Here is an 11,727-nt window from a genome sequence, read left to right on the forward strand (position 1 = left end):
ATGCTTAAAAAGTCATTAAATGACCACTTGACCTTCGGAGAGCTCTCCAATAATTTGGTGTTGGTGATGGATAAAACGATAGCCCGAAAGCCACGCAAGCAGCGAGTCAAACTGATGTTGGTGGCGCGGATATTCGTTAAAAAGTACGCTGGGATACTTTGAAGTAAGCAAATCGCAAAGGTTTGGAAAGTCAATTTTAGCCAATTTTTTGTGGTATTGGTTTTTTAATTCGAGTTGAGCTAGGGCTTTTGGATATACTTCATATACCGAAAGGGCATGTTTTGTAGTGAGCGTTTGCCGCAATTCCATCGCCCTTGCTGTGAGGCCGCCCAAAAACATCGGAGACATGGCTTTGAGGGCCATATCGCACTGCCGATAATGGAAATTGGTGCAGCCTTGTTGCTGCGTATAAACTCCTGGCAATGAGAGTGGCGCGTCGATAAAGACGTGTTGAATGGAGGATGATTGAGGTTGTTCAACAAAGCGTATGATAAACGCATCGGCATCGCGGCGGTCGGCATCGTAAAACTGAAGCACCTGTCCGTCGTGGTGACAAATGACAGTGTTGCCTGAAGTTTTTGAGCCGTAATCAATTCCAATCCAGTGAGTTAATGTCATCTTTTTGAGACTTTGTTAAGACTAATGCTACGCTGACGAGAACAATGGAAACGGTCTATTTCGTCGGTGCGTAAGGATTGGTGTTTGGTGCTGCGGCCGTTCATTCGTTTTCGCCACATTTCAAAACTACTACGTTTCATGTGGGTACGCATGGTCGCAATCACTTCTTTTTCTTTCAGTCCAAACTGTGCTTCGATGGCTTCAAAAGGAGTTCGGTCTTCCCAGGCCATCTGAATGATTCTATCAATATCTTGTTCAGTCAACATGCTTTTTTAGGAATACAGCGGATGAGGTTAGATAAAATCAAAACATAGTTTATGGATATTTTGTTTGAAAAAGCCGTTTCGGCGCGCCGTTATTAGTATAGTTTGTTACTGGAATTTTGGCACGCTTGTTGATGACACGCTAGGCACAGTTCGAAAAGTTGTAATCGAAAGCCAAAGCCGTCGAATGAAACATTATTTCTATAAAGCCATTGCGTTGATAGTTTGTTGGTTAGCTCTTTCAGTTAAAGAGTCTTATGCACAACTTGTCAATAGCTTCACGAGCGAAAGCCCCGCCATTACTTGCCAACCCAACGGCGCCGAAACCGTCGTCACCATTACCAATGGCAGTACAGCCCTGACCAACGCGACCATTACAATTCAGTTGGGTGTGGGCATTCAAATGATTCCAACTTCCACGCAGTCCTTGCAAGGCCCAGCGGTGGTCGGAACGGCAGTGAACTTAAATGCACCTAACTTTACGGTAGCTTCTTGGCCTGCCAATACGACCTTGAAATTTTCGTTTCGGAAAAAGGCCGTATGTGCTGCGCGTGCCCAAAAAATCAGCGGCGGTGGTTTCCAAGACGTGATTTCTATTAAAAATAGCAGCGGAACAACCCTATCCATTTTAGGGACAAAAACGGTTAATTATGATGTGATTTATGCGTCGTTGAGCATCACGTCGGCCAGTACTTCACCCGTCTCGATTAATCCTGGACAAACCGCCACCCGTAGCATGACCATCAGCAACGGGTCATTTGGGCAGTTAGAGGAGTTTCTTTTTGCCGACATCACCAGCGCTGGCAAGTTTACCTACAGCGATTTTCGCATCAACCCCGCCAATACCAACATCAGTATTCCCGTGTCGGCCATCAGTACGTCGGGCGATTCGGTAAAAGTAGCTTTCAACAAGGCGTTGATTAAATTTATTGGCGACGGGGATGAAGCGTTTGAATTGAATGAAAATTTTGTTTTACAATATAAAATTACCGTAAACCCTTGCTGTCCAGCCAGTACTGTGACGTCGAAACTCATTGCGCAATGGGGCTGCGACGGGCAAATTTGCCAAACAGCCACTGACAATACCCCCTCAATTTCGGTCACAAGCGTGCAGCCAACGTTGACATTTTCAACCCGAACGACCACGCCGCGCTGTTTTGATACCCCCGCCAAACAAACCATTGTGGTGGCTAATACAACGGCCTATGCGGCCACCAACGTAAAAGTGCAGTTTGGAACGGTCAATAGTACTCCTAATTTTGACAATACCCAGCAACTGTATTTAGCAGGGCCATATTCCTACCGAATCAAAAATTTTGGAACACCTCAAACAGCGACGCCGACTCAATTAGCCACGGCAACCAATGCCTGCGCCCCTGCTAATTCCCCGTCACGAATGGAAATCACTATTCCGACAATAGCACCTGGCGATACGGCTTTCATTGATTTTTATACCGTTTCTTGTTGTATTGCTACTTGTAACGCGGCTTACACGCCTCGCCGTTGGGGGTATTCGGGTACTTACAGTGGCGCCTGTGCGACCACAACTTACACGCGCACGATTCAGACGGGACAAAGCGAAAGTTATACTGCCAATACTTTTACGTTAGATTCACCTTTGCAAATCTATGATGGTCAAACGTTTACGATGGAGGTACTTTCAAACAGCAGTAGTATTCCTTCAAACTACAACACCGCGCCTGCCTATTTGGAATACAAATACACGATTCCTGACGGTTTTCTGTTTTCGGGAAATGCCGCTGACTTTTCGTTCATTGATGCAGGAGGGGTGACTCGAACGCCCAACTTTTTCAATTATACCGCGGGAGTGCTTACGGTGCGCTTCAATGCCCCCATTAGTTTTAGCCAAACCCGCGCAAGGGCACTTCTAAAACTCACCGCTAAATGCGGAACGTCGGGAAACAAGACGATAAGTTTTCAATCTCAATTTATAACTGACCCAAGTTGTACAACGGGCTGCGGGGCGTTGCCGCCGCAGTGTTCGAGCATCGTCACTGAGTTATTGTGTCCAGGCGGTGCTTGTACGCACGGAATGAACTGGGCGCTGTACGATATTCGACGCATAACAACGGGCAGCCCCGATAATAACAACGACAGCAGTCCCGATGCCACAGGAAACCTTGATTTGGCAAAATTAGACCGTTTTGTGGTCGGCGATACCCTTCGTGCCATCTACGCAGGAAGAGTAAAAACGTCGGCAACCATCCCTAGTTTTACCTACGGATACGCCACGGCTTCCATCACCAATGCCGACGAAATCGCCGATGCGCGTTATACCGTCCAAATTATTCGAGGAGCTAATTCTTATACTTGTACTAACCTCTCGGCAACGGTAACAGGGACAACGACCAAGGTATTTACGTACGATTTTAGCACAACTACCTTGATTTCAAGGTCGTGTTTACCTGCAGGTTTTACATTTGCCAATGGCGATTCGGTGGTGGTAACGGCTAAATACATTGCCAATAACTTAACTGCCAATTCGTCGGTAGAAGAAGTGTTGGACATTACACCTGAGTTCTATTTAGCCAATGTCGTAACCCCAACGGCTGCTCAAAAGTACCAATGTGGAACGCGCAAAGGGCGGATGCGGCACTTTGATATTTTCAACAGCACTACTACTTCCAATACCAATTTGAACGGTTGTGGCAGTTTTACGTTGGTCAACAACTTCAATTTTAGCGTTGGAACTTCTACCAGCACTACTGCAGGTGCTAACATTTTTACCAACGAATACCGCATTTTCCAAGTACCCGCTACTTCCAAAACGCTGGCTTCGCCTGCTACTTATACCATTAATAAAGTCGATATATCGTTGACTCGCTCGGTAGGGTATAACACCACGACGACCAACATTACCATCCCAAGTTCGTATTATTTTTATTCGGGAGATACCCTGGTTGTCAATCTTCAGCAACTTTTTGTGAACGGGCTTTTGCCTTATCCCGAAGAAGGCTACGCTTTCCGTGAAACCCTCACGCTTACGCCGATTGGGGCGGCAGGTTACGTCAATTCTTCCAGCTCAATTCGGACTTTTACGCAATACCGAAATTTGTCACCGCTTTCGTCTTTGACGGGAGCGACTGTCAACAGCACTACCTTGAGTAGCACAGTAAGCTACAATGCGCCTGTCTTAAAATTAAGTACTTCACAACCTACGGTCAATGCAACGTCGAGTTCGGTGTCGTGGGATGTGGTGGTGAGCAATACCTCCACCTTGGCTGATGCGCCGTTTCCGTGGCTGACAGTTAAGAGCAAAAACGGGACGTTTGTTTTGACCCAAGTCCAAGACATTACGGGTACGGCGGTTACTATTTCTCCCAATGCGGGCGGGTTATACCAAGGGAGTACAACGATTGCCAAAAGTGGCAGCCGAAAATACCGCATCACGGGGACTACCAATTTTTGTGGAAGAGATACCATTCAAGTTTTCACAAGTTGGTCATGCTTAGGGCTTTCTAGCGGTACCACTTTAGGAACTGTTCCTTATGTTTCCGACTCATTATCGCTTTATTACGAGGTAAAACCTTCTCAGATTTCGGCTACCGTTACCAAAGCCACTGGGCCTTTCGATATGTGCCAGCCGTTTGAAGTAGAAGTGCGCATTGTGTCGGGGCAGCCCACATCGGTCAATAGCATTTTGGCCAACTTGGAGTTGCCGACCAACAACGGAAAGATTGGGTTGGATTACATCGCGGGGTCAGGCACGATTGAGTATCCCAAAGGAACAACAAAACGTATTTTCAGTACAGCAGGCGATAACTTGATTATTGCAGCCCAAAGTGCCCAAAATTCAACACTGCCGTTTGATTTGGGCGTCATTGACCCTACCAATTTTGGTACAGGAAAAAGCTTGTCAGGGGTTGGGGCAGCTCCCAACAATGAAGCCGTTATTCGCTTTAAACTTCAACCTAATTGTGACTTATTATCTGGACAACCCTTTGGATTGCGGGTGTATGGAAAAGACCCTTGTGCGAATCCAGCACTAGGTAATTCAGAGTACGTTCAAGGGTTTGCGGTCAATATTCGGGGGGCAAATACCCCTTACAAAACGCAGGTGAGCCTCTCATTACCTTCCATTAATGCCTGTGCCAATGTTAATTATCCGATTGGAGTAAGCGTTTTAAATTTGGGTTTGTCAGCCACCAACGACAGTGGTTTGGTGGAGGTACAACTTCCTGTGGGTTATTTGCCCGTAGCGGGTTCGGTGGTATGTAGTTCTAGTTTTTGTCCGCCCAATTTGAACAGTTACACGGTGGTAAATTTGCCCAACGGTGGTAAGTCACTGACGTGGCGAGTGGCGGCTGGAATGCCCATTGGAGGTGCCATGAATTTTACGTTCCAAGTACAGGTAAACTCCTCAACCTCTTGCAACACCGAGCAAGTGGTTGCCCAAACTTCCTTGCCATTTGACGTATTTTGTGGAACAACGCTTTGCCCCGATTTTAGGGTACTAACGGGGCTGGTTTCGGATACTATTTCGGTCAAAAAGGCCAATTTTACTTACGTTTCTCACAGTATAGCCTTTACGTGTAGTAGTGCGACGGGACAGTTTAAGTTTAAAAATACGGGAGCTCCCGTAGCCGCTGGAAACGCCACGACTGTGGAGCTTTACCAAGACAAAGACAAGAGTGGCACTTATACGGCAGGCGACGTACTGCTGCAAACCTATTCGACGACGCAGGCCATTGCCACCAACGAAACCATTACTTTAAACGGCGCTATTCCTTATTCGGAACCCATTCCGTGTCCGTTGGTGGTGTTGGTAAAAGGTTGTGCCTGTACGACTTACCAAAAGAATTTAGGAGGCGATTTTAAATACGAAAACGCGGGTGCCGATGCCATTACTTGTAGCAATGCCCCCGCCCAACTTGGTTGTAGCGCAGGCTTGGTGGGCTATACGTACGAATGGACGCCCGTAGGTGCGGCATTGTTGAGTGAATTGAGCAGCACGACTGTGGCCAACCCAACTGTAACGGTGGTCAACAACGGTACGACGCCAATCGTTCGTAAATATTTACTAAGCACCACCCACGCGAGCGGTTGCGTGACCACCGATGAGGTGCAAATTACCATTAACCCCGCACCTGTTGCCTACGACGCGACGCTCGAAAAATGCGACGACGGAGACGGTCGCGTTGATTTTACCCTAACCAATGCCAACGCCATGGTAACGGGTGGCCAGGCCAACATGCAGGTAACTTATTTTGCGACTCGGGCCAATGCCGTTGCCAACGTAAGTCCTTTGGGAAGTACGCGTTCGGCAGTGAATGGAGATTCGGTGTTTGTGCGCGTTTCAAGGCTCAACGAAAACTGTTTCAGCGTTGGAAAAGTAACGTTGGTGGTCAATCCTCTACCTGCTGCTTCGGCAGCGGCGACCAATGCTACTTGTTTTGGAACAGCTACGGGAAGTGTTAATTTAACCCCAACGGGTGGAACGCCCAATTATACCTTCTTGTGGTCAAACGGAGCTACTTCAGAGGATATTAGTAACGTCGCCGCAGGAAATTATTCGGTGACCGTGACGGATGTAAAAGGATGTGCCGCCACGGCTTCTGCCACCGTAGGGCAGCCTTCTCAGTTGATAGCTTCAATCGCTCGAACTCCCATTACGTGCAATGGTTTAACAAACGGTAGCCTCAATTTGACGGTAACGGGCGGAACACCCAATTATACCTTTGCGTGGTCAAATGGCGCAACGACCGAAGACGTATCGGGTTTATCTACAGGTGTTTACAGCGTCACGGTGCGCGATGCCAACGGATGTACGGTAACCCAAAGCGATACCATTACGCAGCCAACCGTTCTGCAATTGTCAACGACGCAAGTGAATGTAAAATGCAACGGTGCCGCAACGGGACAAATTGATTTGACTGTCACGGGAGGAACGGCTCCTTACACCTATCAATGGAGCAATGGTGCAACAACCCAAGACATAACGGGGTTGACGGCAGGTACTTATACAGTTACTGTAACCGATAAAAATGGTTGCCAGAAATCGACCCAAGTGAGCATTACTCAGCCTTCTGCTCTGGCAAGTAGCAAGGCAGTGACCAACGTAAAATGTTACAACGAAAACACGGGAGCCATCGACTTGACCGTTACGGGAGGCACAGAGCCTTATACCTACGTGTGGGATTCGGGACAAACGTCGCAAGACATCATAAGCCTGAAAGCGGGTACGTACCGAGTGACCATCACAGATGCCAACGGATGCGTAAAACGTGATTCGGCCACCGTAACTCAAGCGCCTTCTTTCTTTATTTTTGGCAGCCAAACCAACGTAAAATGTTTCGGCGAAGCCACAGGAACCATTACCCTTGATGCCGTTGATGGTGCAACGCCTCCTTATACCTATTCGTGGAGTAATGGGGCCACAACGCGTAATTTGACCAACTTGGTAGCGGGAGATTATACCGTAACCGTGACCGACGCCAATGGTTGTACGGTCAAAGGAAGTAATCAAATAAGTCAGCCTGCGGAGTTAGTAGTGGGGGTTACGTCCAACGATGTTACCTGTCCGAATGGCTCTTCGGGTACGCTCATTTCGTCGGTATCGGGAGGGGTAAAACCGTATCGATACGAATGGAAAAACGCCAGCAACGCCGTGATTGCGACTACGCCCAACGTCTATGGCTTGCCCGTTGGAAGTTACACCCTCACGGTAATTGATTCAAATAACTGTGTAAAACAAACAGCATCAACGACCATCAGCCAGCCGCCCACTTTATCAGCTCAGTACGAAACTACTCCTGTGTCGTGCTCCAATGGCAACAACGGAACCATTACTGTCAATGCCAGTGGCGGAACGGGGACACTTACCTATACGTGGTCAGACGGAGGAACGGGGGCAACCCGTACGGGCTTAGTGGCTGGAAAATACTCCGTAGAGATTTCGGATGCCAATGGCTGTAAAATTACGGTATCGGACATTGAAATTACCCAACCTTCGGTGCTTGCGGCGTCAGGCGTTGGCATTGCCACCAAATGTTACCAAGGGGCCGACGGACGCATTGACTTGACGGTCACGGGAGGAATGCAACCTTATACTTTTGGCTGGTCAAATGGAAGCAGCATCGAAGACCCGCAAAACTTAGCAGCGGGGACATATAATGTGACGGTGCAAGATAACAAAGGCTGTACTGTAACGACTTCCGTAACGGTTTCGGAGCCTACGCCTTTAGACGTAACGATTGTTCCCCAAAACGCCACTTGTGCGGGAAGCAGTACGGGACAAGCCAACCTAACAGTGACGGGCGGGACGGGGCCTTATACGTATCTGTGGTCAACCAATGCCACCACCGAAGACGTAACGGGCCTAGCGGCAGGCGTTTATACCGTCAATATAACGGATGCCAATGGCTGTAAAACCAACGGACAAACGACCATTGCGCAACCTGATTCCCTCAAAACGTCGGCCACGACCGAACGCGTAAGTTGTTACAATGGCAATGATGGCAAGGTGGATTTGACCGTTCAAGGTGGAACGTCGCCTTACACGTATCTTTGGTCGTCGGGTGCAACGTCACAAGACTTGACGGGCGTAAAAGCAGGTTCGTATTCGGTAGTGGTGAAAGATGCCAACCAATGCGAAACCACGTTGTCGGTGACATTAACTCAGCCTGACTCGCTGCACATTGCGTTTACCAAAACCGATGCCCAGTGCCGCAGTAAAAACGACGGAAAAATTTCAGTTTCGGTAACGGGCGGCGTAGCACCGTACCAATACGCGTGGTCAAACGGAGCGACAACTGCCCAACTTCAGAACTTGGAGGCAGGTTCTTATACCGTTACTGTCACGGATTCTAATCTTTGCCAAAAACAACTGACGATTACCGTAGCCCAACCTGATTCGTTAAAAATTGAAACGCTGTTGACAGCCGTCAACTGTTACGGAGGTACCGACGGTAAAATAGACGTGAGTGTTTTTGGAGGAACGCAACCTTACACTTATGCGTGGTCAAACGGAGCTACTTCTCAGGATATTTTGGCCACCAAAGCAGGAAATTATACCGTGACCGTCACCGACGCCCAAGGCTGTGAAAAAGGAGTCAATGTGACCCTGACGCAGCCCGATTCGTTGCATATTTCAGCGGTGGTGCAGAACATTCATTGTAAAAATGGCACCGATGGTAAAATCAATTTGACCGTTACAGGAGGTACTACTCCTTATCAATATACTTGGTCGAACGGAAAGACGACCCGAGACATTGAGTCGCTGGCCGTAGGCACTTACTCTGTCACGGTGCAAGATGCCAACGGTTGTAGTGCCGTTTTCCAAACTACGTTAACCGAACCTGATTCCTTGATAGTCACTTACCAAGCCGCCCCAATTTTATGCAAAGGAGCGACCACCGACGTCAACGTAAGTGTGCGCGGAGGAAAAGCACCCTACACCTACCAATGGGCGAACGGAATGACGGTGGAAGACTTATTGGCAGCCAAGGCAGGAACGTATTCGCTGACGGTAACGGACTCGAATCTGTGCGTTAAAACGTTGCAGTTTGTCCTTACGGAACCCGACTCGCTTAAAATATCGGCCATTGCCCAAAGCGTAAGCTGTAAAGGTGGAGCCACAGGAAGTATTGATTTGTTGGTAACGGGTGGCACGATGCCTTACAGTTATGAATGGTCAAATGGTGCGGTGGTTCAAGATCTTGCCAACCTCAGCGCGGGCTCTTATAAAGTAAAAGTGAAAGACGCCAACGGTTGTTCTGACAGCCTGACGGTGGTCGTTTCGGAACCTGACCCGTTGAAAGCGACTTACGCTTCCAACGATGTAAAATGCAAAAACGATAACACAGGTCGCATCGACATTACAGTGACGGGCGGTACACAACCGTACAGTTATACTTGGTCAAACGGAGCGGTGAGCCAAGATGTTACGAGCCTTGCAGGAGGGGTTTACACGGTGGTAGTGACCGATAAAAACGGTTGTAGCACCGACCTGCGCGTGGTGATTGGCGAGCCAGATTCGTTGAAGCTGTCGCTCTCTCCCGAAAACGTAACGTGTAAAGGACTAAGCTCAGGGACGATTTTATCGACAGTTTCGGGCGGGACAAAACCGTATCAGTATTCGTGGTCGAACGGCTCTACTTTGCCAAACGTCTATGGACTGCCCGCAGGAACTTATACCTTGACCGTCGTGGATAGTAACAACTGCGTAGTATCAGCGTCCGCAACCCTGGTCGAACCAGCCGAATTAGCTCCTAACGCCGAAATTAAGCACGTATCGTGTTTTGGTGGAAACGACGGCAGCATTGATTTTAACGTTCAGGGGGGGACTGGCGTTTATACCTATTCGTGGTCAAACGGCGCAACTACCCAAGACATCTCGAACCTGAAAGCAGGCGTATATCGCTTGACGGTGAAAGACGAAAACAATTGCTCGATTGACATTGATTTCACCATCACCCAGCCTAATAACCCACTTTCGTTGACCTTAACACCTACTGCACCTACCTGCCACGATGGCGAAAACGGTAAAGTAACGTTGACCATTGCGGGTGGAACAACGCCGTACAAGGTACGCTGGTCAAACGGTGCTGAAATGTGGGACATTGCCGATTTAAAGAGTGGTTGGTACAAAGTAGTGGTTTCGGATGCCAACGGATGTACGACTACCGACAGTGTTCAACTGGCAAATCCTGCGTTGTTGTCGTTGGTGGCCAAGGGCGATACCGTTTGCGAAGGTGATACCGTGAAGCTTTCGGCTACGTATGACCCAACGGCACAAATTAGCTGGACGGGGCCTGTGGGATATGCTTCGGGCAATCCTAACCCCATGATTATCAATTCGCAATTGTACCAAGCGGGAACTTACGTAGCAACCGTGACCAAAGGGGAATGTTTCCGCACTGATACGGTTCAGGTGGTGATTCACCAGCGCCCGTCGGTGATGGTGATTTATGCGGGCTGCATTCCTAATTCGTACGAAATACGGGTGCAAGTTTCTCCTAATGCCCAATTTTCATCCGATGAAGGAACGGTCACGTACGAGGGCGACAACAAGTACTACATTCGTAATATTCCCAACAACAAGATAGCCACATTCACGGCCACCAATCAGGCAGGATGTTCGATGTCTCAAAAAGTGGATCGTACCATTTGCGACGCCAACCAGCCAAGTCCTTGTACCAACAATCCTGCGGGACCTAACGCGGTTATTTGCGAACCCACCGAAACACATCCATTGCCAAAACCAACCAATAGCCGTTATTGGATTGCATCGGCGTCGAATCCAAGTTCGGCCTTTGCAGATACTACGGGCTTAGTGACGGGCATGACTGCCAATGGACTATATCGCTTTATTTTGGTTTCACCGCTAGATAACTGTACCGATACGGTAAGCATCACTCGCAACGCTTTACCGACGTACCAGTTGGTAGCTTCCTCGCCCCAATGTGCGGGCGACAGCGTGGCGGCCAAAGGATTTATTCAGTTGAAAAATTTCGCAGCTACTTCGCAGTACGGGTTGACGGTTGGTAATGTATATGATGCCAACCAAACGCCTGCGCCAATCCCTGCCGATGGTTTGGTATTGAAAAATGCAGGCAGTGCCACGACTGATATAACTTATACGTTGAGGGTTTATTCAGAAACGGGCTGTTTTGTGGAAGAAAAGATAGTGTTGAAAAAAGCGCCAGAACCGTTGGTGTTGGTATTGACTCCGCAGGTGGTAAATTGTACAACACCTCAGTCGGGAGCCATCAACTTAGAAGTGTCGGGTGGAACGTCGCCGTATAGTTATGTATGGTCAAATGGCGGGATTACGCAAGATTTGGTTTCTATTGCTAAAGGGAAATACAGCGTAACAGTGACTGAT

At 48.4% G+C, this 11,727-nt stretch carries 3 protein-coding genes; 1 reads left to right on the top strand and 2 read right to left on the bottom strand.

Features of this window, described 5'->3' with window-relative positions; all coding sequences use genetic code 11:
• Positions 1-15: 15 nt before the first annotated feature.
• Positions 16-618 carry a hypothetical protein gene (locus FHS57_RS04355; RefSeq protein WP_183971655.1) on the bottom strand — a complete coding sequence of 201 codons (603 nt, stop codon included), beginning with the start codon at positions 616-618 and terminating at the stop codon, positions 16-18.
• On the bottom strand, positions 615-884 hold the full coding sequence (locus tag FHS57_RS04360; protein WP_122929475.1) for a TIGR03643 family protein: 270 nt from the start codon (positions 882-884) through the stop codon (positions 615-617). Before FHS57_RS04360 ends, FHS57_RS04355 begins: the two co-directional genes overlap by 4 nt.
• Before the next feature lie 184 nt (positions 885-1,068).
• Between FHS57_RS04360 and FHS57_RS04365 the strand changes: the two genes are divergently transcribed.
• On the top strand, positions 1,069-11,727 hold a 10,659-nt coding region (locus tag FHS57_RS04365; RefSeq protein ID WP_183971656.1), incomplete at its 3' end, for a SprB repeat-containing protein.

Origin of the sequence: Runella defluvii (genome assembly GCF_014195535.1) — a bacterium.
Taxonomy (GTDB): Bacteria; Bacteroidota; Bacteroidia; order Cytophagales; family Spirosomataceae; genus Runella; species Runella defluvii.